Below are 21,604 nucleotides of genomic sequence, written 5' to 3'. Positions count from 1 at the left end.
CGCTGCCGCCCACCCGGGCGGCGGGGTCAGCCGCCGGCGTCACCGGCCGGACGCAGCAGCGCCCAGACCGTCTTGCCGAAGCGGCCGCGGTTCCACACGCCCCAGGACTCGGCGAGGGAGTCGACGAGGCGCAGTCCGCGGCCGGACTCGGCCTCGGGGGGCGGTTGGGCGGACGGCGGGACGGGGTCGTAGCGGCTGCCCCCGTCGGCGACCTCCACCACACAGGAGCCGTCGGCCATCATCGTGACCGCGACCTCGAACTCCCGCTCCAGGACATGCCCGTGCCGGACCGTGTTGGTCGTCAGCTCCGAGACCACCAGGACCGCGTCTTCCACCAGCCACGCCTCACGGCTCCACGCGACCAGCTGCTCACGGATCCGGTGCCGGGCCGTGGCGATCGACGCGGGATGTCGCGGTAGTTGGAACGCGACGCGTCTGAGGACCGGTGTCTCCCCCATAGGTGCCCCCTTCTCCCCAGCAACACCCTCCGCTCCTTCGGTTTTCGGGCACAAGGGGGCGAACGAGCCGCTCCGCGTGCCACGGTGCGCCGCTGGCGCGGACTTGACCTTGACATCCATGTCAGGTGGCAGGCTGTCGATCATGACTACGCAGCCCACCGCACTCGCGACCACCGTCCTCGGCTCCGGCCCCGCCCTGCTCCTCGCCCACGGCGCCAGCGGCAGCGCCGAGGCCAACTACTCGCCGCTCCTCCCGGGGCTGGCCAAGGACCACACCGTCATCGCCCCGGACTACCCCGGCTCCGGCGCCACCCCGCGCGCGACCGAGCCGCTCACCATCGACGGGCTCGCCGACGCGGTGCTGGCCGCCGCCGACGCCGCCGGGGCGCGGACCTTCACCCTGATCGGCTACTCCCTGGGCACGCTGGTCTCGGTGCGGATCGCCGCCCGCCACCCGGAGCGTGTCACCGGCCTCGTGCTCACCGCCGGGATAGTCAAGCCCGACAACCGGCTGCTGGCCACCGTGGAGGTGTGGCGACGGCTGCTGGAGAAGGGGGACCTGGACTCCTTCGCCCGCTTCACCGCGCTGACCGGCTTCAGCGAGGAGTTCTTCAACGGGCTGCCGAGCGACCAGGTCGAGCAGTTCTACCGGCTGGTCAGGGAGAGCGTGCCGGCCGGCACCCCCGACCAGGCCGGGGCCGTCGCGACGGCCGACGTCAGCGCCGACCTGTCCCGGATCACCGCGCCCACGCTGGTGATCTGCCCCACCGGCGACGCCCTGGTCTCGCCCGCCCAGTCCCGCCGACTGGCGGACGGCATCGCCGGGGCGGAGTACGTGGAGATCCCCACCGGGCATGTGGTGATGGCGGAGCGGCCGGCGGCCTGGCAGCGGCTGATCGAGGACTTCCTGCGCCGCCACGGGCTCTGAACCGGGAGCACGGCATCCCGGACCGCGGCGGCGCCGACCGCCCGGTACCGCCCGGATCGCCATCACGACGGCCCGAGACCTCGGCCACCCCGCTCAGATCCGTCGCAGCTTCCACAGCCGCCACATTCCGGTGGCGTCGGCCAGGTACTGGGTGCCGGCGATGGAGTTGGTGGACAGCACCGTGTCCTTCTTCTGCCACAGCGGGACCATCGGCACGTCGTCGGCGACGATCCGCTGGATGGTGCGGAAGTCCACCACGGTGCGGGAGCGCTCGGACTCGAACTGGGTGGCCCGGATGAGCCTGTTCACCCGGGCCTCCCGATAGCCGTTGTGGAAGGCGGACTCGGGGCCGACGAGCGGGGTGGTGAAGGTGTCCGGGTCGGGGAAGTCGGCGATCCAGCTGATCAGGAAGGCGTCGAAGCGCCCCCGGGCGAAGTCCTCCTGGAACGCCTCCCACTCCCGCCGCTCCAGGGACACCTTGAACAGCCCGGTCGCCTCCAGTTGCCGCCGCACCGTCACCGCCTCCCGCTCGGTGGTGTCGCCGCGCGCGAAGCCCAGCGAGAAGCGGACCGGGGCGACGATCCCGGCCTCGCGCAGCAGGCGCTCCGCGCGTCCGGGATCGGGCCGGGGATAGGTGTCGTAGTACGGGGTGGTGTGGCCGTTCATCCCCTGCGGGATGAGGGAGTACAGCGGGTCGACGGTGCGCGCGTGCACATCGCGGGCGATCGCCTCCCGGTCGACGACGGCCGCGACGGCCCGGCGCACCGCCGGCTCCCGCATCGGGGAGTCACCCCGCAGGTCGAAGACCAGGTTGCGGGTGGTGGCGCCGGTGGACTCCATGTACTTGATCTTCGGGTCGGCGGGGTTGAGGTCCGCCAGCTCTCGGGGCGGCATGTCCTTGCCGACCACGTCCACCTGACGCCGCTCCCAGGCGGCGCTGAGCTCCTCGGCGGTGGTGAAGTAGCGCACGGTGACCGGGGCGCCGGTGTCGACCGCCCCCTGGTAGTCCGGATTGGGCCGCAGCTCGGCCCGGTCGCCCTTCACATAGCGGTCCAGCAGATAGGGGCCAGAGCCGGTCACCCGGGTGCCGGTGCGGAGCCTGTCGGCCGGGTAGTCATGCCGGTCCACGATCGAACCGGCACCGGTCGCGATCTTGAACGGGAAGGTGGCGTCCGGGGAGCGCAGCTCGAAGACCACCTTGTCCGAGCCCTCCGCGCGGACCCGCTTCAGGGTGTCCAGCAGCGTGCCGGGGCCCTTCCCGTCGCCGATGGCCCGAACGCGGTCGAAGGAGAACTTCACGTCCTCGGCGGTCACGGCGCGGCCGCTGGAGAACCGCAGCCCGGGCCGTAACAGACACACGTACCGGGTCAGTTCGCCGCCCTGGAACGCGCAGTCGCGGGCCGCGTCCGGCTCCGGCCGGCTGGAGCCGGGGGTGAAGGTCAGCAGCGACTGGTAGAGGTTGCTGAACATCGCCCATGAGCCGCCGTCGTAGGCGCCCGCCGGATCGAGCGCGGTGACGTTGTCCGTGGTGCCCACTCGGATCGCCTTCTCCTCGCCGTCCGAGGCGGACATCAGGCGATATCCCCCGGCCCCGGCGAGGGCCAGCAGCACGGCGACGATCACGACACGCGTTCCGACCTTGCGCACTCCCCGCGCCCCCTTAGGCCCCCCACCACTCGGGCGTGCGGGTGTCCCACGCGCCCGCCCTGGTGCTCAGCACCCAACCACACGCATGCCCGGCCCGCCACCAACTCGCGCGTATCCGCCGCAACTTGGACACCATGGGCGCCGTCGGCGCGGCGCGCCTCGTCCGGCGGTCGGTGGGGGCGGGCGCCGCTCACTCGGTCGACGCCTGACCTGGACGACGCCTGACCCGTACGGGCGGGGGAGCCGAACCGCGGGCCGGAGCCGAACCGTTGGCCAGAGCAGCACGCCGGAAAACCAGAGCCTCTAGGGGGGGTCTCCGATCGGCCCCGGGTCCCTACGGTGGGGCGTCGGCGGCGGCAGCAGCCGTTCGCAGGGGCACGACGACATGGAGGGGTTAGCCATGACCGACACGCCGCGGAACATCACCCCCGACCACGTGGCGGACCACTACGACCGGCTCACCGACGTCCTCGACGAGGCGTCGGAGGGGAACCTGCACTTCGGCTACTGGCCGGCGCCGCACGACGGGAGCTCGGTGGAGGTGGCCGCCGCCCGGCTGGCCGACCTCCTCATCCACAAGCTCGGCGAGGTCGGCGGCCGCCGGGTCCTGAACGTGGGCTGCGACTCCGGGAAGCCGGCCGTGCGGCTGGCCCTGTCCACGCCGGTCAAGGAGGTCGTCGGCGTCACCATCAGCCCCGTGCAGGTCGAGCGGGCGACGGCGCGCGCCGAGCGCGAGGGGGTCGCCGACCGGGTGCGCTTCCAGCGCGCCGACGCCATGGAGCTGCCCTTCCCCGACGCCTCGTTCGACGCGGTGTGGGTGGTGGAGTGCCTGTTCCACCTGCACAGCCCGGCGCAGGCGCTGGGTGAGATCGCGCGCGTGCTGCGCCCCGGTGGGCGGCTCGCGGTGATGGACATCGTGCTGCGGGAGCCGATCGCGGCACAGGAGCGCGCGGCCTACGAGCGCGCCGCCTCGATGTTCGCGATCCCGGACCACATCGAGCTGGCGGAGTACCCACGGCTGATCAGCGAGGCGGGGCTGCGCCTGGAGGAGCTGGCCGACTTGGGCGACGACATCATCGGCCCGTCCCATCAGGCGATGGAAGCCGCCGCGCTGGCCAAACCGGACGCCTTCGCGGCGGCCTTCGGCGTCAAGAGCGACCAGTTCGACGGGCATGTCGCGGAGTTCAAGCGGATCGGCGCGGCGCTCGACCTCGGCTACGTGGTGCTGACCGCGAGGCACCCCGGCTGAGGCCGGTAGGGCTCAGGCGCTCCGGGCCGCGAGCTGGACGACCGTGACGTCCGGCGGCGCGCCCACCCGCACCGGCGGGCCCCAGGCGCCCGCGCCGCGGCTGACGTAGAGCTGGGTGTCGCCGTAGCGCTCCAGGCCGGCCAGGGTGGGGTTGGCGAGGGCGGCGACGAGGTTGCCGGGCCACATCTGGCCGCCGTGGGTGTGGCCGGACAGTTGGAGGTCCACGCCGTGGTCGACGGCGTCGTGGATCACCACCGGCTGGTGGGCGAGGAGCACGGAGGCACGGGCCGGGTCCCGGTCGCCCAGCGCCTTCCCGAAGTCGGGGCCCTCGCCCTCCCTCTCGCCGGCGGGGTCGTTGACCCCCGCGAGGTCGAAGGCGGGGAGCTCCACCCGGGCGTTCTCCAGCGGGTGCAGCCCCAGCTCGCGGACGTGGTCCAGCCAGGGCGCGGCGCCCGAGAAGTACTCGTGGTTGCCGGTGACGAAGTACGCCCCGTGGCGGGCGGTGAGCCCGCGCAGCGGCTCGGCGGCCCGGCCGAGCTCCGACACGCGGCCGTCGACCAGGTCGCCGACGACGGCGATCAGGTCCGGGTCGGTGCGGTTGACGGTGTCGACCACCCGCTGCGCGTGGGCGCGGCCCAGGATCGGGCCCAGGTGGATGTCGCTGACCACGGCGATCCGGAACCCGTGCGCGGCCCGCGGCAGCTTCGCCAGCGGCACGGTGACCCGCTTGATCCGTGGGCCGCGCAGCACGTTGTACGTGCCGTACCCGACGGTGCCCGTGGCCGCCGCGGCGGCGCCGACGGCGACGGTGCGGGCGACGAAGAGCCGGCGGGAGGACCCGACCGCGGGGCTCCCGGCGGCCGGCTCCGGCTCGGCCGGAGCCGGCCCGTCGAGAGCGTCGGCGTCGGCGTCGGTCCTCTCCGCCGCGGGAGCGATCTCCGTACGGACGGGGGCGCCGGCGTCGGTCCTCTCGACCGCGGGGGCGGTCTCCGCGCGGACCGGGGCCGGCGCGCGCCCCGGCGTCTCCGTCCGGCCCGCCACCCGGTCCACGGCACCGCCCGGGCCGTCCCCGCGAACCGGGGTCTCGGCCCCGGCCGGCGCGACGGCGCCCCGACGGTCCCGATCCCGGCCGTGCCGGCGGTCCCGGTACTCCAGCAGGAGTCGTAGCAGCGGCCGCACGGCCTCGCCGACCAGCAGGCCGAGGGTCAGATACAGGACCAGCGCCAGCCACAGATAGCCGGGCCAGGCGAGCACCCGCTCGATCGTGAACGGGACGCCGGCGCGGCCGCCGACCAGGGCGGCGACGGTGATCGACGGGAGCAGGAAGGCCGCCACGGTGCCGGCGCGGCGTACGCGGCCTCCGGGCGCCGTCGTATCGCGGATGAGCCGTCGCCACAGGTACCAGTGCACCCCGGCCAGCAGGCCGAGCACGGTGAGCGCCACCAGGACATAGACCGCGACCACGCGGGACCTCCCTAGGACGCCTTAGGCGGCGGCGTCACTGCGTCGTAGGGCGCGCAGCCCACGGAACCCGATCACTCCGATGCCCGTCCCCAAGAGAAACGAGGTGATCGCGAGCAGCAGATGCACCCAGAAGTACGCGGTGGGATCGCCGGCGTCGTCGAACGCGAGCCCGCTGCCGTCCTTCCAGAGATTCTTCACGAAGGTGAACCAGATGACCCAGCTCCACGCCCCGAAGGACAGCAGGAACCAGGAGACGGGGCGGCTGAGCTTCATGGCTTCCAGTATGGGCGTCCGGCGGGGCGCGCCCGCGCGGGGGTCGGACAACCCGGAGCCGCCGTCCGGCTCACGGAGCGCGAACGATACGTTCACCTGCGTGTCCATGACTTCCCCCACCCCCCGCCGGGTCGCCTCGGCCCGCGCCGCCGCCGCGGCCCTGACGCTCACCGGCTCCGTGCTGCTGGCCGCCGCCCCCGCCCACGCCGACGAGGGCCCCGGGGGTTCCCGGAACACCAGGACGCCGGAGCCGAAGCCCCCGGCCAAGACGTCCACGGTGGGCGGCGAGCGGCTGGGCCGGCCCGGCACCCAGGTCGCCCTCAAGCCGGGCGCCCCGGCCCTGCCCAAGGGCCTCACCGGTCGCTCCTGGCTGGTCGCGGACGCCGAGTCGGGCGAGGTCCTGGCCGCCCACAACGCCCACTGGCGGCTGGCCCCGGCCTCCACCCTGAAGATGCTCTTCGCCGACACCGTCCTGCCCCGGCTCCCCAAGGACAAGACCCACAAGGTGGCGCTGTCCGACCTGGAGGGCATAGGCGAGGGCAGCAGCATGGTCGGGATCAAGGAGCACTACACCTACTCGGTGCACGACCTGTGGCTGGGCGTCTTCCTGAAGTCCGGCAACGACGCCGTGCACGTCCTGTCCGCCATGAACGGCGGCAAGCAGAAGACCATCCGCGACATGCAGGCCCACGCCAAGGAGCTCAACGCCCTCGACACCCATGTCGTCAGCCCCGACGGCTACGACGAGAAGGGGCAGCTCAGCAGCGCCTACGACCTGACGCTGTTCGCCCGCTCGGGCCTGCAGAAGGCGGACTTCCGGGAGTACTGCGGGACGGCGACGGCGAAGTTCCCCGGCGAGTTCAAGAAGGACGAGAAGACCAAGAAGGTCAAGAAGGACAAGGCCGGGAAGCCGATCCGCGACTCCTTCGAGATACAGAACACCAATCGCCTGCTGACCGGCGACTACGACATGAAGCCCTACCAGGGCATCGCCGGCGTCAAGAACGGCTCCACCACCAACGCCGGCACCACCTTCACCGGGGTCGCCCAGCGCGGCGACCGCGTCCTCCTCGTCACCGTGATGAACCCGCGGAAGAAGGAGCACAACGAGGTCTACCGGGAGACCGCCCGCCTGTTCGACTGGGGGTTCAAGGCGTCCGGCAAGGTCGAGCCGGTGGGCACCCTCGTCGCCCCCGGCCCCGAGGGCCTGGCCACCGCCAAGCACCCCGGCGGCAGCAAGCCCGCCCAGGCCTCGGTCGCCGCGACCGGCTCCGGCTCCTCCGGCAAGTGGACGGCGGCCGGCATCGCGGGCGGCTCCCTGGTGGCCCTGGGCGCGGTCGCCTACGGGGTGCGGCGGCGCTGGCCGCGGCGCGGCTGAGGTTGGAGACGCGGGTCGGGCCTGGACTAACCTCGGGGCGTTGAAGATCCGCCAGGGATCCACAGAGCACACGGGGGACGACACGCGTGAGCACCGACAATCCACGGACCAGCGACGACCTGCCCAAGCCGGACAACCCGATCGGCTACGGTGGGCTGCCGCTGCCGCCCGAGCGCAAGCCGACCCTGAACGAGTGGTCGGTGCCGGCGCCGGGCGCGGCGCAGCCGTACCAGCCGAACGCCTACCTGCCCGGCGCCCCGCCGCCGCCCCCGCGTAGCCTGCCGCCGGGCGTCCACGGCCCGGTGGCACCCAACCTCAAGATCGAGGAAGGGGTGCTCCGGGGCGCCGCGCTCAAGGCTGACGGGGTGTTCGACAAGCTCAGCAAGCAGGCGGCCGCGCTGGAGGAGCCGACGAAGAAGGCCGCCCGGGCCGTGGAGGGCCTCCAGATCGCCTCCGCGCTGACGGCCTCCAACAAGAACTGGGAGCGCCAGGCGGGCACGGTGACCGCCTGGCTCGCCTACATCTCCGAGAGTCTGATCGCGGCGGCCAACAGCTACCACCAGCGGAACCAGAGCACCAAGGACGTGTTCAACCGCCTCAAGCAGCCGTACAGCCCGCTGCTGCCGCAGTACCAGAACCCGCCGCTGATACAACAGCCGCAGTCCCCCTTCCTCGACGAGCGCTGGAGCCGCTGATGTCGAAGGACAGCTTCTACACCCACTTCCGGGAAGCGGACTTCGGCCCGCTGGACACCCTCGCCACCAAGTGGCAGGAGGTGTACGACGGGATCAAGGACCTGGACGACGACGTCCGCGACGACGTGCTCAAGCCGCTGAAGGACAAGGGGTACTGGGAGGGCGCGGCCGCCCCGTACGCCTGGGCGCAGATCGACGACATCCAGCGGCAGATCACGGCGGCCGCCAAGGTGGTCGAGGCGGTCAAGAAGGCCATGGTGGACGGGGTCGGTGAGCTCAAGGCCGCCCAGAAGAACCTCAACGAGGCGGTGAAACGATTCGCCACTCAGGGGCTGACCGTCAAGGAGAAGGACGACGGGACGCTGGAGGTGACGACCTCCGAGAAGGCCAAGGACGAGAAGTCCCTCCAGGAACTGAACAAGAAGATCAAGGACGCGTCGGACGAGCTGGGCGACCTGCTCCGGGTGGCGTTCCAGGCCGACCAGAACCTGTCGATCACCCTGATGGAGAACGTCGGGCTCGACGAGTGGTTCAACACGCAGAAGCTCCGCACGGACATCAACAGCACGGCCGACATCAGCGTCGACCGCTATGACGCGCTGGGGCGGGACATGAAGGGGCTGGACCCCTATCCGTCTCCGAACAACCAGACCCCGCGCGGCCTGGCGGGCGACTGGGTCACCGGCAGCGGCGAGAAGGTGCTGCACTTCTCGCAGCACGACAAGTTCATCGAGCAGCTGCGCCAGAGCCCGAGCATGGCGAAGATCCGGGACGACACCCTCACCGCCTGGTACAAGGGGGAGGGCGAGGGCCATGTGAAGCACTCGCTGTCCGAGCTGTCGAAGCCCGCACTCGGCTTGAAGTACGTCAAGGACATGACGGGCCTCTCGGGCGTCGACAACCTGTGGGGCGGCAAGACCAACGAGGCGGAGTCGCTGCTCGGCTCCTATGACGTGTACTACTCGGTCAAGAGCCAGGAGCCCGACGGCTCCATCGTCGTCCAGTACGAGCTGAAGAACGACACCGACATGGAGTCGTTCCTCCCCGGCTACAGCAAGAGCCAGGAGGCGCTGAACCACGAGAACGGGCCGGCCCGGGACATCAAGGAACGCATGGTGTGGACCGAGCGCATCGACCCCAACGACTGGCGGCAGGCGCCCAAGTGAACGGCGGCCGCACCGACGCCGCGTTCCGCCGCGCGGGCGACTGACCCGCCCGGCTCATCGTCCGTGAGGCGTCACAGCGCCTCACGGACGATCTCCTCGGCCGCCTGGTGGGCGGCCAACGCCGGGTCGAGTTCGTCGAGGATGTCCTCGCCCTGCTCCTCCGCCCGGTTCTCCCAGCTCTCCGCCAGCTCCTCCTGGCGCTCGGCGGACTGCTGGAGCACCTTCTCGCGGCTGTCGTCGGACAGCGAGGCCAGGAATCGCGTGAGGATGTCGCTCATGTGCACCACCCGAGGCTTGAGACGTCCCTTGCGTCACCTCTATCACCGTACGTCGTACCTGCGTCGCACCGTGGTCCACGCCGCGCAGTAGAGGGTGAGCTTGGCCGTGAAGTTGATCCAAAGGAGGAGGGCGATGGGGACGCCGAAGGCGCCGTACATGCTCTTGGCGGCGACGCCGCGCAGATAGCCGCTGAGCAGCAGCTTGAGCAGCTCGAAGCCGACGGCGCCGATGAGGGCGGCCTGGAGGAGGTCGCGGCGGGGCGGCTGGACGCCGGGGAGCAGGGTGAGGACGTAGAGGATCATCAGGAAGTCGGCGGCCACCGCCGCCACGAACGCGGCCAGCCGGAGCAGCCAGGCGCCCCAGCCGTCCTTGTCGACGCCCATCTGTTCGGCGGACCAGTCGACGGCGGTGACGGTGAAGGCGGACACCGAAAAGGAGGCGAGGGCGACCCCGCCGAGGCCGACCAGGATGCCGGCGTCCCTGAGCTTGCGCAGCACGGGGTTGTCGTCGTCCTCGTCCAGCTCCCACACGGCCCGTAGGCACTCGCGCAGCGAGCCCACCCAGCTGATGCCGGCGAACAGCAGCAGCGCGCCCGCGACGATGCCGACCGTCGCGGCGTTGTCCACCAGCCCGCTCAGGTCCAGTTGGCCCGAGATGCCGGGGACCTGCTCGGCGAGCTCGGCCTCCAGCCGGTGCATGCGCTCCTCGCTGAGCACCGCCGCGCCGATCGCCGCGCCCACGGTGATCAGCGGGAACAGCGCCAGGAAGCTGATGAAGGTGATCGCGGCCGCCAGCCGGGTCCAGTGCACCCGGTCCAGGACCTCGTACGAACGCCACGCGTGGGTGCGCGTCACCCGGGTGACGGCCGGGCCGATCCCGGGGACTCTCTTCAGCCAGTCCATGAGTCAGCCCCTTACCGCCACTTCGGCGTTCATGTGTCCCGGCGACCGACCTCGCTCGACCCCGGGCGCACCCGGAAGACCAACGTCCGGGTCCCCCAGAAGCGCAGACAGGTGGCGAGCGCCATGCCCACGCCCGCCCCTGACACGGCGTCCGCACGGGCGGAGGTCAGCCCCAGCGCGTAGTGGGACACCACCAGGCACAGCAGTTGCACCGCGGCGCCCGCCGCGTTGATGCCGCAGAAGACCGCGAACCGCGCCGCCCGACGGGTGGCGCGGGCGCCGGCCGGGGCGCGCCGGCGGTAGGTGCCCGCCGCGTTCCCGGCGTACGCCACCGAGCACGCCGCCACGAAGGACAGCGCCTTGGCCGGGAGCGGGCCCAGCCCACCCGGCCCACGCAACCAGACGAAGAGCACCACGTCGACCACGTAGGCCGCCGCCCCGGCGGCCGCGAACCCCGCCAGCTCCGGCAGCAGGGCGCGCGCCCGCGCCAACGACGACCTCGGCCGCGTCGGAGGCGCCGACGACAGTGCCGACGGGGCCGCCGACGGCGGTGGCGGCAGGGACGACGGCGGTGGCGGCAGAGATGACGGTGGCGGTGGCGGTGGCGGTGGCGGCACTGTCATAGCCCGGTCACCGCCAGGCCGTACAGCCCCAGCCACACCAACGCGATCACGGCCAGCGGGCGGTCGCGCAGCACCACGTCCTCCGGGGCCCCGGCGGTGCCGCGATCCGCGAAGACCGCGTAGCGCAGCACCGCGAGAATGAACGGGATCATGGACAACTGGCGCCAGGGCAGCAGGTCCTCCGCGCCGGCGCCGGCCTCCAGCGCCCACAGGCAGTACGCGAGGACGGCGACCCCGGCCGCGAGCTGCCATACGAAGCGCAGATAGCCGGTGGTGTACTCGCGCAGCAGCGCCCGCGAGGCGCCGGGGCCGCCCGGGGACACCTTCCGAGCCATCAGCAGCGCCTCGCTGTAGCGCTTGGCGGCCACCATGAACAGCGCGCCGAAGCCGGTGGTGATCAGGAACCAGCGGGAGAGCGGGATGCCGAGCGCCACCCCTCCCACCATGGCGCGCATCAGGAAGCCGGTGGTGACGACGACCAGGTCCACGACGAGGACGTGCTTGAGCGAGACGCAGTAGGCCAACTGCATGACGACGTACGCGAGCAGCAGCCCCGCCGTGGCCGCGTTGCAGGTCACGGAGGCGACGACGGGCACCGCCAGCGCCAGCGCCCCGCCCACGGCGTACGCCAGCGACACCGGCACCTGACCGGCGGCGACCGGGCGGCGGCACTTCTCGGGGTGCGCCCGGTCGGCCTCGGCGTCCAGCGCGTCATTGATCAGGTAGACGGCGGACGCGGCGGCCGTGAACAGCGCGAACACCAGCGCGAGCCGGAGCGCCACATGCGCCGAGATCAGCTCTCCGGCCGCCGCCGGCGCGGCCACGACCAGCACGTTCTTGACCCACTGGCGGGGGCGGGCGGTCCGGAGCAGGCCCAGCAGCCGCCCCGGCCGCCCGACCCCCGCGTCCACCCCGAGCGAGGAGGGCGGCTCCGGCGGCTCCTCCAACAACGTGCCCCGCCCACGCCCCCGATCAGCCATGACGCCCCCTCCCCCGACCCGTCATACGCCGCACCACCCCGCGCGACGCGCCGGAGGCCCCCCGCCCCCGGACGGCCGACCGTCGACTCCGGTCCGCCGCGCGGGCCACCGCGGGCGTTCGGGGGCGGACATCCCGGGTCCCCCGGGGTCGCGGGGTCCGACCCAGCCGCACGGTCAGGGCGCCCAGGAGGGCGCCCGCGGCGACGTCGGTGGGGTAGTGCACCCCCGCGACCACACGGGAGGCGCACATGGCGGCCGCGACGGCCGGGAGCCACCGCGCCCCGGAGGGCCGGCCGGAGACCGTGCCGGGGAGCGGGGCGAAGGCGATCGCCGCCGCGGTCGCGGAGGCCGCGTGGGAGCTGGGGAAGGAGTACGCGGCGGCGGTGCGGACGAGCGGCGGGCGGCCGGGCAGGTCGGGGCGGGGACGGCGCACCACCCGCTTGACCGCCATGCTCGTCAGGTGGGCGGCGGCCACCAGCGCCGTGCCGCGCAGCCGGCGGGCGCGCAGCCGGGCGTCGCCGGCCGCGTGTGCCCGGGCGGCGCCCGTCACCCCGGTGACCAGCCACAGCGCCGCGTGCTCGCCGGCCCAGGACAGCGCGCGGGCGGCCGCGGCCACCCGCGGGTCCGCGCCCCGGTCCCGCAGCGCCAGCAGCAACCGACGATCGACCCACCGACGCCGATCGGCCAGCGCGCCCCCGCCCACGGCATGCCACCGGAGCGCGGCACGCCGCGCGGCGAGGCCACGCCCGGTCGGACCGCTCCCGGACGGATCCCCACCGGGCACTCCATCCCCGGCCGCACCACCCTCGGGCAGCCCGCCGCCACCCCCTGGCCGGCGGCCGCCAGGCAGACCGCTGCCGGGCGAGCCGTCCCCGGACGAATCACCCTCCTGTCGATCACCGCCGCGCAGGCCGCCCCCGCGCGAGCCGTCCGCAGGCGGACCACCCCCCGCCGGATCACCCCCGTACAGGCCACCCCCGCGCCGGCCAGTCCCCGCCGAGCCACCCTCCGGCAGGCCGCTCCAAGCCAGGCCCCTCGGGCCGCTACCAGGCAGGCCGGCACCGGGCAGAGCGGATCCGCCCGAGGCGTCCACGAACGGACCGCCCGAGCCCCCCTCAGGCAGGTCGCCCCAGGCCAGCCCACCCCCCAGCGGGCCGCCGCCAGGCAGACCACCCGCCGGCAGACCACCGCCAGGCAGGCCGCCGCCAGGCAGAGCGCCCCCGTCCCGGCCGCCGCGCGGGGGAACGTCCTCGGGCGGGCGGTGCTGCCGGTTCGGTTCGGGGTCGTCGGCCGGCGGCACCGGCGGGGGCGGGCGCTCGGGCTCGTGCGGTGCGATGGGTGACACCCGGCTCACCTCTCCGTCGCGGAGTCACGGACGCGTCCTCCTCGACTCTCCCCGCCGGACTCCGGGACATCGCGAGATTCTTATCCGACACTCCGTTTATCACCCTTTTCGCCGAGACAGGTGCGTTTCACCACACACAGCATCTTTCGGGCGCTACGGTCACCGGCATGCCACCTGTCACCGCGGTCACCGGCTGGGGCCGCACCGCCCCCACCGCCGCCGCGCACGTTGTGCGCCCCCGCTCGTACGAGGAGGTCGCCCGGTCGGTGCGCGAGGCGGCCGGACGGCGCGGCGGGATCGCGCGCGGGCTCGGCCGCTCGTACGGCGACGCGGCGCAGAACGCGGGCGGCACCGTGCTGGACATGACCGGGCTGGACCGGATCCGCTCGATCGACGCCGAGCGCGGCGAGGTGGTGTGCGACGCGGGGACGAGCCTGCACCGGCTGATGGAGGTGCTGCTGCCGCTGGGCTGGTTCGTGCCGGTCTCCCCCGGCACCCGCCAGGTGACGGTGGGCGGCGCGATCGCCGCCGACATCCACGGCAAGAACCACCATGTCTCGGGCTCCTTCACCCGGCACGTACGGGCCATGGAGCTCCTCACCGCCGACGGCACCACCCGCACCCTCACCCCCGAGGACGAGCTGTTCCACGCCACGGCCGGCGGCATGGGGCTCACCGGCGTGGTGCTCCGCGCCACCATCGGACTGCTACCGGTGGAGACCTCGCTGATGACGGTGGACACCGAGCGGGCGACCGACCTGGACGACCTGATGGCCCGGCTCGCCGCCACCGACCACCGCTACCGCTACTCCGTGGCCTGGATCGACCTGCTGGCGCGCGGCGCCGCCACCGGACGCGCCGTGCTCACCCGGGGCGACCACGCCCCGCTGGACGCGCTGCCGCCGCGCGTCCGCCGCCCCGGGCGGCCGCTGGCGTTCCGGCCGGTGCGGCTGCCGGCCGCGCCCCGGCATCTGCCGGGCGGGCTGCTCACCCGCACCACGGTCGGCCTCTTCAACGAGGTCTGGTACCGCAAGGCGCCCGCACTGCACACCGGCGCGCTCCAGACCATCCCGGCCTTCTTCCACCCGCTGGACGGCCTGCCCCACTGGAACCGGATCTACGGGCCGGGGGGCTTCGTCCAGTACCAGTTCGTCGTCGGCTACGGGCAGGAGGAGACGCTGCGCCGCATCGTCGCGGCCATCGCCTGCCGCCGTTGCCCCTCCTTCCTGGCCGTCCTCAAGCGCTTCGGCGCCGGCGACCCGGGCTGGCTCTCCTTCCCGACCGCCGGCTGGACCCTGGCGCTGGACCTCCCGGCGACCCTGCCGGGCCTGGGCCGCTTCCTCGACGAGCTCGACGAGCAGGTGGCGACGGCCGGCGGCCGGGTCTACCTGGCCAAGGACGCGCGGCTGCGGCCCGAGCTGCTCGCCGCGATGTACCCCAGGCTCGCGGACTTCCGCGCGCTGCGCCGCTCCCTCGACCCGGACGGGGTCCTCACCTCGGACCTGGCCCGCCGACTGGCGCTGTGACCCCCGAACGCGAACACCCCCGAACTGGAGCCCGCCATGAAAGACGCCTTCGGCGCCCCGCAGTCGCTGCTGATCCTCGGCGGCACCTCCGAGATCGCCCTGGCCACCGCACGCCGGCTGATCTCCCGCCGCACCCGCACGGTGTGGCTGGCGGGCCGCCCCTCGGCCGCGCTGGACGAGGCGGCCGAGGCGCTGCGGCGGATCGGCGACACGGACGCCCGCACGATCCCCTTCGACGCCCTCGACCACGAGTCGCACGAGGCCACCCTGGGCAAGGTCTTCACCGAGGGCGACATCGACATGGTGCTGCTGGCCTTCGGCGTCCTCGGCGACCAGCAGCACGACGAGCACGACCCGCTCGCCGCGGTCCGCGTCGCCCAGACCAACTACACCGGCGGGGTCTCCTCCGCGCTGGTCTGCGCCCAGGCGCTGCGCCGCCAGGGGCACGGCTCGCTCGTGGTGCTGTCCTCCGTGGCCGCCGAGCGGGCCCGCCGGGCCAACTTCATCTACGGATCCAGCAAGGCCGGCCTGGACGCCTTCGCCCAGGGGCTGGGCGACGCGCTGCACGACAGCGGGGTCCACGTCATGGTGGTGCGCCCCGGCTTCGTGCGCACCAAGATGACCGCCGGCCGCGCCGCCGCGCCGCTGGCCAGCACCCCGGAGGCGGTCGCCGCCGCCATCGAGCTGGGGCTGCGCCGCCGTGCGCACACGGTCTGGGCGCCGGCCGCGCTGCGACCGCTGATGACCGCCCTGCGGCATGTGCCGCGCTCGGTCTTCCGCCGCATCCCGGGCTGAGCCCGGCCACGGAGCCCGTAAGGGCGAGCGCCGACCCCGATGGGCTCTCAGGGGCCCGGACGGGCCCCCGCCCCGCCCGCTAGAGGGACGGGGCGGGGGGACGCGACAGGTTCACCTGGCGGGGGACTCCCGGCGGCGTCGCCGGCCCCTCGGCCCCCGCCCCGAACGGAAACTCGCGCTCCAGGCGCCACACGCCGTCCGCGCCCTGCTCGTACAGCGCGAAGCCGTCGATGGACCAGGACGCCTCGAAGTCCTTCAGCTCCGCCTGCGCCCGGTCCATCGACTCCTCGTCGATGCCGTGCGCCACGGTCACATGCGGGTGGTACGGGAACTGGAGCTCACGGGCGCACGGCCCGTGCAGCGCGCGGACCCGCTCCTGGAGCGCCGCGCACCCGTCCGCGCCCTCGACGATCTTGACGAAGACCACCGGGGAGAGCGGACGGAAGGTGTCGGTGCCCTCCAGGCGCATCGGGAAGGCCAGGCTCGCGGCCGCCACCTCGGCCAGGTGGGCCTGGATCGCCGGCAGCGCGGCGGAGTCGACCTCGGTCGGCGGCAGCAGGGTGACGTGGGTGGGAATGCCGAGGGCTGCCGGGTCCCCGAAGCCGGCACGCCGCTCCTGGAGGAAGCTGCCGTACGGCTCCGGGACCGCGATCGAAACGCCGAGCGTTACGGTCCCCACTGCGTTCTCCCTCCTGGCCCTGCCGGGCCCCGGCCACTGCCATGTCCAGCATGCCAGTCGTGTGCCAGTGTGGCGGCTGTGCCGCCCTCGCGGCTACTTCCGTCGGTCCCGCGCACCAGGGTCCAAGGACCCCTGACGCGGGACACCTCCGTGCGGTAGCTTCGGTAGCTTTGCCGGCCTTCCCGGCTGGCGGGCGCGGTCAGTGCTTCGCCGGCAGGAATCCCATCCTGTCGTACGCCAGCGCCAGCGTCTCGCCGGCCACGGCGCGCGCCTTCTCCGCGCCCTTGGCCAGGACTCCGTCCAGCGTCTCGGGGTCGTCCAGATATTCCTGGGTGCGGGCCCGGAACGGCGTCACCCACTCGACCAGGACGTCGGCCAGGTCGGTCTTGAGCGCGCCGTACCCCTTGCCCTCGTACTTGCGCTCGAGGTCGGCGATGGTGGTGTCGGTGAGGGTCGCGTAGATCGTCAGCAGGTTGCTGACCCCGGGCTTGGCCTCCTCGTCGAAACGGATCTCCGTCTCGGTGTCGGTGACCGCGCTCTTGACCTTCTTGGCGGAGACCTTCGGCTCGTCCAGGAGGTTGATGATGCCCTTCGGCGTGGACGCCGACTTGCTCATCTTGATCGCCGGGTCCTGGAGGTCGTAGATCTTGCCCGTCTCCTTCACGATGTACGGGTTCGGGATCGTGAAGGTGTCGCCGAAGCGGGTGTTGAAGCGCTCGGCCAGGTCCCGGGTCAGCTCGATGTGCTGCCGCTGGTCCTCGCCCACCGGCACGTGGTCGGCCTGGTAGAGCAGGATGTCGGCGACCTGGAGGATCGGGTAGGTGAACAGCCCGACCGTGGTGCGGTCGGCGCCCTGCTTCGCGGACTTGTCCTTGAACTGCGTCATGCGCGACGCCTCGCCGAAGCCCGCCAGGCAGTTCATCAGCCAGCCGAGCTGCGCGTGCTCGGGCACGTGGCTCTGGATGAACAGGGTGCAGCGCTCCGGGTCGAGACCGGCGGCCAACAGCTGGGCCGCGGCCACGCGGGTGTTGGCGCGCAGCTCCTTCGGGTCCTGCGGCACGGTGATCGCGTGCAGGTCCACGACCATGTAGAACGCGTCGTGGGACTCCTGGAGCGCGACGTACTGCCGGACGGCACCGAGGTAGTTCCCGAGGTGGAAAGAGCCTGCGGTGGGCTGGATGCCGGAGAGCGCACGGGGGCGGCTCAGCATGGCGGAGCCGTTCGCCTGAGGGCGGTGGTGGGCGACGGGCGGGCGTTCGAGGGCCATGGCACCCATTCTCGCAGGTGCCGCGGCCGGCTCGGACCGACCCCGCGCGGAACGGCCGGTACCGGCCGGGCGGCTGGCCGGAGCCGGTCAGGAGTCGGATCGACTCCCGACCGGCTCGTGATCGGCTCCCGATCGGCGCCCTGTTCGGCTGCCGATCCGCGCCCTCGCCGGACTGCCGACGGGCCGCGGACGGGCTCCGGACGGCGGCCTCCGGGGGCTCAGTCGGTGGGGAGCCCCGGGGCCGGGTAGGCGGCCATCAGCTCGGCGACCTCGGCGCGGATCGCGGCCAGCGCCGCCTCGTCGCCCGACTTCGCGGCCGTCACCCCGCGGTCGATCCACTCGGCGACCGTGCGCATGTGCTCCACGGTGAGACCGCGGGAGGTCAGCGAGGGGGTGCCGATGCGGATGCCCGAGGGGTCGAAGGGCTTGCGCGGGTCGAACGGCACGGTGTTGTAGTTCACCACGATCCCGGCCCGGTCCAGCGCCTTGGCCGCGACCTTGCCCGCGACGTCCTTGGAGGTCAGGTCGATCAGGATGAGGTGGTTGTCGGTGCCGCCGGAGACCAGGTCGTAGCCGCGCGCCAGCAGTTCCTCGGCCAGTGCCCCGGCGTTGCGGACCACGGCCCGCGCGTACTCCCGGAAGGCGGGCTGCGCCGCCTCGTGCAGGGCCACGGCGATGGCGGCGGTGGTCTGGTTGTGCGGACCGCCCTGGAGGCCGGGGAAGACCGCCTTGTCCAGGGCCTTTCCGAGCCGCTCGGGCTCGCGCGCCAGCAGCATCGCGCCGCGCGGCCCGCGCAGCGTCTTGTGGGTGGTCGTGGAGATCACATCGGCGTGCGGCATCGGGGAGGGGTGCGCGCCGCCCGCGATCAGGCCGGCGATGTGCGCGATGTCGGCGACGAGGACGGCGTCCACCTCGCGGGCGATCTCGCCGAAGGCGGCGAAGTCGATGGTGCGGGGGACCGCGGTGCCGCCGCAGAAGATCAGCTTGGGCCGCTCCTTGAGCGCCAGCTCCCGCACCTCGTCGAAGTCGATGACGCCGGTGTCCTTGCGCACCCCGTACTGCACGCCGTGGAACCACTTGCCGGTGGCGGACACCCCCCAGCCGTGGGTGAGATGGCCGCCCATCGGCAGCGACATCCCCATCACGGTCTCGCCGGGCTGGGCGAAGGCCAGGTAACAGGCGAGGTTGGCGGGCGAGCCGGAATAGGGCTGCACATTGGCGTGGCCGGTGCCGAAGAGCGCCTTGGCGCGCTCCACGGCGAGCGTCTCGACCTGGTCGATGACCTGCTGGCCCTCGTAGTAACGGCGGCCGGAATACCCCTCGCTGTACTTGTTCTGGAGCACGGTCCCGGCGGCTTCCAGCACCGCGGTCGAGACGTAGTTCTCGCTCGGGATCAGCCGCAGGGTCCGCGCCTGCAACTGCTCCTCCGCGCCCACCAGGGCGGCGAGTTCGGGATCCGTGGCGGACAGGGCGGGATGGGACAGCGGCAGGCTCATGACGGTCCTCCGGGTCGATCGATCGGTGCGGCGTGCGCTCGCGTGTGCGTTTCCGGTCGTGTTCCCGGGGTGCCCAGGCGGGCGGCACCTCGTGGCGGTCGTGATCCTCGGGCGTCCGGGGGTACCCCCGGACGGAGTCTGGGGGCGGGCCGGGCACCTCGTGACGGGTCAGGCCGCGCGCCGCTTCCTCGTGGTCGGTTCCACGTTCGCCAGTCACGGCGCGCGGCTTCAGTCTACGGCGGACGGATCGCGCCACGGTCGGCGGTGGACGGCCGCCCCGCTACCCCCGAAGGTCAACAAGCGGTGATCGGCCATCCCCGAAAGTTCCCTTCGCATTTCAACCGAGCGACGATAGAAATGAGACATCAACCGGCCCCGACACCGAACGGAGCACACGTTGACGTCCATGGAACGCGCGATCGCAGCCGCCGAGGCCCACAGCGCGCACAACTACCACCCGCTGCCCGTCGTCGTCGCGTCCGCGGAGGGCGCGTGGATGACCGACGTCGAGGGCCGCCGCTACCTCGACATGCTCGCCGGCTACTCGGCGCTGAACTTCGGCCATCGCAACCGCCGGCTGCTCGACGCCGCCAAGGCCCAGCTGGACCGGGTCACCCTCACCTCGCGCGCGTTCCACCACGACCGCTTCGCGGAGTTCTGCACCGAACTGGCCGACCTGTGCGGCATGGAGATGGTGCTGCCCATGAACACCGGCGCGGAGGCCATCGAGACGGCGGTCAAGACCGCGCGCAAGTGGGGCTACCGCGTCAAGGGCGTGCCGGACGGCAAGGCGAAGATCGTCGTGGCCGAGAACAACTTCCACGGCCGCACCACCACCATCGTCAGCTTCTCCACCGACCCCGAGGCCCGCGCGGACTACGGGCCGTACACCCCCGGCTTCGAGATCGTCCCGTACGGCGATCTGGCGGCGCTGGACGCGGCCGTCGACGAGCACACGGTGGCCGTGCTGCTGGAGCCGATCCAGGGCGAGGCGGGCGTGCTGGTGCCGCCGCCGGGCTACCTCGCCGGCGTACGGGAGCTGACCCGGGCCCGCGGCACGCTCTTCATCGCCGACGAGATCCAGTCCGGACTCGGCCGCACCGGGGCCACCTTCGCCTGCGAGCACGAGGGTGTGGTGCCCGACGTCTACGTCCTGGGCAAGGCGCTGGGCGGCGGCGTGGTCCCGGTCTCCGCGGTGGTCTCCTCCGCGGAGGTGCTGGGCGTCTACCGCCCCGGCGAACACGGATCCACCTTCGGCGGCAACCCGCTCGCCTGCGCGGTCGCCCTGGAGGTCATCGCGATGCTGCGCACCGGTGAGTTCCAGCAGCGGGCCACCGAGCTGGGCGACCACCTTCACAGCGAGCTCGGCCTGTTGGCCGGCGGCGGCCCGGTGCGCGAGGTGCGCGGCCGCGGTCTGTGGGCCGGCATCGACATCGACCCGGCGCACGGCACCGGTCGCGAGATCTCCGAGAAGCTCATGGACCGCGGCGTGCTGGTGAAGGACACCCACGGCTCCACGATCCGCATCGCCCCACCGCTGGTGATCAGCAAGGAGGATCTGGACTGGGGGCTGGCCCAGTTGCGCGGGGTTCTGTCGGCCGGGGACTGACGACGGTCGCGTTCGCACGGATCGAAGGGGCCGCACCGCCCCTTCGATCACCCCCTCGGAGCCGGGGAGCGGGTCAGGTCGCCAGACCCAGGGAGTGGGTGAGGTCGCGGAGTTCGGCCTCGTAGAGGGTGGCGGTGCGGGGGGTCTGGGGGCGGAGGTGGCCGTAGACCTCCAGGGCGACCAGGCCGTGCATGCGGCCCCACACGCGGAGGGCCAGGGCGACGGCGGCGGGGGGCAGTTCGGGGTGGGCGGCGCGGACCACGGTGACCAGGGCGGGGTCGAAGTCGTCCCAGCCGAAGTCGGTGTCGGCGTGCCGGGACCGGGCGTGCGGCCAGGCGCCGGCGACCAGTCCGGTGAGGCCGAGGCAGGCCCGGTGCGCGGCCTCGGCGGCGGCGCCGCCCTCGGGCCGCTGGTAGCCGGGGACGGGGTCGCCGTAGATGAGTCGGAAGCCCTCGGGGTTGGCGAGCGACCAGGCGCGGAAGGCCGTCGCCCAGGCCAGCAGTCGGCCCGCGGCGTCGTCCGGCGGCAGCGCGTCGCGCGCGGACTCGACCGCCTGGACCAGCGAGGTGTAGACGTCGGCGATGAGGGTCGAGACGAGGTCGTCGCGGGTGGGGTAGTAGCCGTAGATCGCGCCGGCCGTCATGCCCATCTCGCGGGCGATGGCGCGCAGGGTGATGGCGTCCGGGCCGCCCTCGGCCATGAGCTTGAGCGCGATGGTCTTGATCTCTCGCGAGGTCTCCGCGCGGAGTCGCTCCCGCCTGCTGGGGGCCTTGCGCCGCTCCGGCCCCGGTGTCCGCTCTGCCACGACCGTCACTCTACAGCGTTGAGCTCCCGCGCACGGTGGA

Annotated in this window: 21 protein-coding genes; 8 read left to right on the top strand and 13 right to left on the bottom strand. The window is 73.1% G+C overall.

Annotated features, from left to right (window positions below):
- Positions 1 to 26 precede the first annotated feature (26 nt).
- A complete protein-coding gene (locus tag CD790_RS23985; RefSeq protein ID WP_144385459.1) occupies positions 27 to 458 on the bottom strand; it encodes an ATP-binding protein in 432 nt (143 codons plus the stop codon).
- Between the two features lie 142 nt (positions 459 to 600).
- Between CD790_RS23985 and CD790_RS23980 the strand changes: the two genes are divergently transcribed.
- On the top strand, positions 601 to 1,386 hold the full coding sequence (locus CD790_RS23980; protein ID WP_144385396.1) for an alpha/beta fold hydrolase: 786 nt from the start codon (positions 601 to 603) through the stop codon (positions 1,384 to 1,386).
- Positions 1,387 to 1,479: 93 nt separating this feature from the next.
- Here the strand turns inward: CD790_RS23980 and CD790_RS23975 are convergent, their stop codons facing one another.
- The gene (locus tag CD790_RS23975) at positions 1,480 to 3,033 is read right to left on the bottom strand and encodes an ABC transporter substrate-binding protein (RefSeq protein ID WP_260867826.1); all 1,554 of its coding nucleotides are present in this window, start codon (positions 3,031 to 3,033) and stop codon (positions 1,480 to 1,482) included.
- 400 nt (positions 3,034 to 3,433) lie between these two features.
- On the opposite strand from CD790_RS23975, the gene CD790_RS23970 reads away from it, so the two are divergent.
- Positions 3,434 to 4,282: a methyltransferase domain-containing protein gene (locus CD790_RS23970; RefSeq protein WP_144385395.1), complete on the top strand. Its 849-nt coding sequence runs from the start codon at positions 3,434 to 3,436 to the stop codon at positions 4,280 to 4,282.
- Positions 4,283 to 4,294: 12 nt separating this feature from the next.
- On the opposite strand, the gene CD790_RS23965 is transcribed toward CD790_RS23970, so the two are convergent.
- Both CD790_RS23965 and CD790_RS36130 read right to left on the bottom strand, forming a co-directional pair.
- Positions 4,295 to 5,746: a metallophosphoesterase gene (locus tag CD790_RS23965; protein WP_144385394.1), complete on the bottom strand. Its 1,452-nt coding sequence runs from the start codon at positions 5,744 to 5,746 to the stop codon at positions 4,295 to 4,297.
- A gap of 21 nt (positions 5,747 to 5,767) precedes the next feature.
- Positions 5,768 to 6,019 (bottom strand): SCO4848 family membrane protein, encoded by a 252-nt coding sequence (locus tag CD790_RS36130; RefSeq protein WP_260867825.1) that lies wholly within the window; start codon positions 6,017 to 6,019, stop codon positions 5,768 to 5,770.
- Positions 6,020 to 6,125: 106 nt separating this feature from the next.
- Between CD790_RS36130 and CD790_RS23960 the strand changes: the two genes are divergently transcribed.
- From CD790_RS23960 to CD790_RS23950, 3 genes are all read left to right on the top strand, one after another.
- On the top strand, positions 6,126 to 7,397 hold the full coding sequence (locus tag CD790_RS23960) for a D-alanyl-D-alanine carboxypeptidase family protein (RefSeq protein ID WP_399218138.1): 1,272 nt from the start codon (positions 6,126 to 6,128) through the stop codon (positions 7,395 to 7,397).
- 86 nt (positions 7,398 to 7,483) lie between these two features.
- Positions 7,484 to 8,092: a hypothetical protein gene (locus CD790_RS23955; protein ID WP_144385392.1), complete on the top strand. Its 609-nt coding sequence runs from the start codon at positions 7,484 to 7,486 to the stop codon at positions 8,090 to 8,092.
- The gene (locus CD790_RS23950) at positions 8,092 to 9,258 is read left to right on the top strand and encodes a hypothetical protein (RefSeq protein WP_144385391.1); all 1,167 of its coding nucleotides are present in this window, start codon (positions 8,092 to 8,094) and stop codon (positions 9,256 to 9,258) included. The genes CD790_RS23955 and CD790_RS23950 overlap by 1 nt, the downstream gene beginning before the upstream one ends.
- Before the next feature lie 71 nt (positions 9,259 to 9,329).
- Here the strand turns inward: CD790_RS23950 and CD790_RS23945 are convergent, their stop codons facing one another.
- The 5 genes from CD790_RS23945 to CD790_RS23925 form a co-directional block, all read right to left on the bottom strand.
- Positions 9,330 to 9,536 carry a hypothetical protein gene (locus CD790_RS23945; protein ID WP_144385390.1) on the bottom strand — a complete coding sequence of 69 codons (207 nt, stop codon included), beginning with the start codon at positions 9,534 to 9,536 and terminating at the stop codon, positions 9,330 to 9,332.
- Between the two features lie 42 nt (positions 9,537 to 9,578).
- The gene (locus CD790_RS23940; protein ID WP_144385389.1) at positions 9,579 to 10,439 is read right to left on the bottom strand and encodes a YihY/virulence factor BrkB family protein; all 861 of its coding nucleotides are present in this window, start codon (positions 10,437 to 10,439) and stop codon (positions 9,579 to 9,581) included.
- A 29-nt stretch (positions 10,440 to 10,468) separates the two neighbouring features.
- Positions 10,469 to 10,930: a GtrA family protein gene (locus CD790_RS23935; protein ID WP_260867823.1), complete on the bottom strand. Its 462-nt coding sequence runs from the start codon at positions 10,928 to 10,930 to the stop codon at positions 10,469 to 10,471.
- A gap of 128 nt (positions 10,931 to 11,058) precedes the next feature.
- Positions 11,059 to 12,042 (bottom strand): decaprenyl-phosphate phosphoribosyltransferase, encoded by a 984-nt coding sequence (locus CD790_RS23930; RefSeq protein ID WP_144385387.1) that lies wholly within the window; start codon positions 12,040 to 12,042, stop codon positions 11,059 to 11,061.
- The gene (locus tag CD790_RS23925; RefSeq protein ID WP_260867822.1) at positions 12,035 to 12,697 is read right to left on the bottom strand and encodes a phosphatase PAP2 family protein; all 663 of its coding nucleotides are present in this window, start codon (positions 12,695 to 12,697) and stop codon (positions 12,035 to 12,037) included. The genes CD790_RS23930 and CD790_RS23925 overlap by 8 nt, the downstream gene beginning before the upstream one ends.
- An 857-nt stretch (positions 12,698 to 13,554) precedes the next feature.
- On the opposite strand from CD790_RS23925, the gene CD790_RS23915 reads away from it, so the two are divergent.
- Together CD790_RS23915 and CD790_RS23910 are read left to right on the top strand one after the other, a co-directional pair.
- Positions 13,555 to 14,913: an FAD-binding oxidoreductase gene (locus tag CD790_RS23915; RefSeq protein WP_144385384.1), complete on the top strand. Its 1,359-nt coding sequence runs from the start codon at positions 13,555 to 13,557 to the stop codon at positions 14,911 to 14,913.
- 36 nt (positions 14,914 to 14,949) lie between these two features.
- Positions 14,950 to 15,708: a decaprenylphospho-beta-D-erythro-pentofuranosid-2-ulose 2-reductase gene (locus CD790_RS23910; RefSeq protein WP_144385383.1), complete on the top strand. Its 759-nt coding sequence runs from the start codon at positions 14,950 to 14,952 to the stop codon at positions 15,706 to 15,708.
- 79 nt (positions 15,709 to 15,787) lie between these two features.
- On the opposite strand, the gene CD790_RS23905 is transcribed toward CD790_RS23910, so the two are convergent.
- The 3 genes from CD790_RS23905 to glyA all read right to left on the bottom strand — a co-directional run bounded on the left by CD790_RS23905 (position 15,788) and on the right by glyA (position 19,150).
- The gene (locus CD790_RS23905) at positions 15,788 to 16,387 is read right to left on the bottom strand and encodes a 2'-5' RNA ligase family protein (RefSeq protein WP_144385382.1); all 600 of its coding nucleotides are present in this window, start codon (positions 16,385 to 16,387) and stop codon (positions 15,788 to 15,790) included.
- Between the two features lie 199 nt (positions 16,388 to 16,586).
- Entirely contained in the window at positions 16,587 to 17,597 is a 1,011-nt protein-coding gene (trpS, locus tag CD790_RS23900) for a tryptophan--tRNA ligase (RefSeq protein ID WP_260867838.1), read from the bottom strand.
- A 275-nt stretch (positions 17,598 to 17,872) separates the two neighbouring features.
- The gene (gene glyA, locus CD790_RS23895) at positions 17,873 to 19,150 is read right to left on the bottom strand and encodes a serine hydroxymethyltransferase (RefSeq protein WP_144385380.1); all 1,278 of its coding nucleotides are present in this window, start codon (positions 19,148 to 19,150) and stop codon (positions 17,873 to 17,875) included.
- A gap of 406 nt (positions 19,151 to 19,556) precedes the next feature.
- Between glyA and rocD the strand changes: the two genes are divergently transcribed.
- Positions 19,557 to 20,759 carry an ornithine--oxo-acid transaminase gene (gene rocD, locus CD790_RS23890; RefSeq protein ID WP_186319201.1) on the top strand — a complete coding sequence of 401 codons (1,203 nt, stop codon included), beginning with the start codon at positions 19,557 to 19,559 and terminating at the stop codon, positions 20,757 to 20,759.
- A 73-nt stretch (positions 20,760 to 20,832) separates the two neighbouring features.
- Here rocD and CD790_RS23885 read toward each other — a convergent pair whose 3' ends face one another.
- The gene (locus CD790_RS23885) at positions 20,833 to 21,564 is read right to left on the bottom strand and encodes a TetR/AcrR family transcriptional regulator (RefSeq protein WP_260867821.1); all 732 of its coding nucleotides are present in this window, start codon (positions 21,562 to 21,564) and stop codon (positions 20,833 to 20,835) included.
- Between the last annotated feature and the right edge of the window lie 40 nt (positions 21,565 to 21,604).

It is taken from the genome of Streptomyces sp. SAJ15, assembly GCF_007595705.1.
Lineage (GTDB): Bacteria > Actinomycetota > Actinomycetes > Streptomycetales > Streptomycetaceae > Streptomyces.
This window is presented reverse-complemented; position numbering and strand designations above follow the sequence as displayed.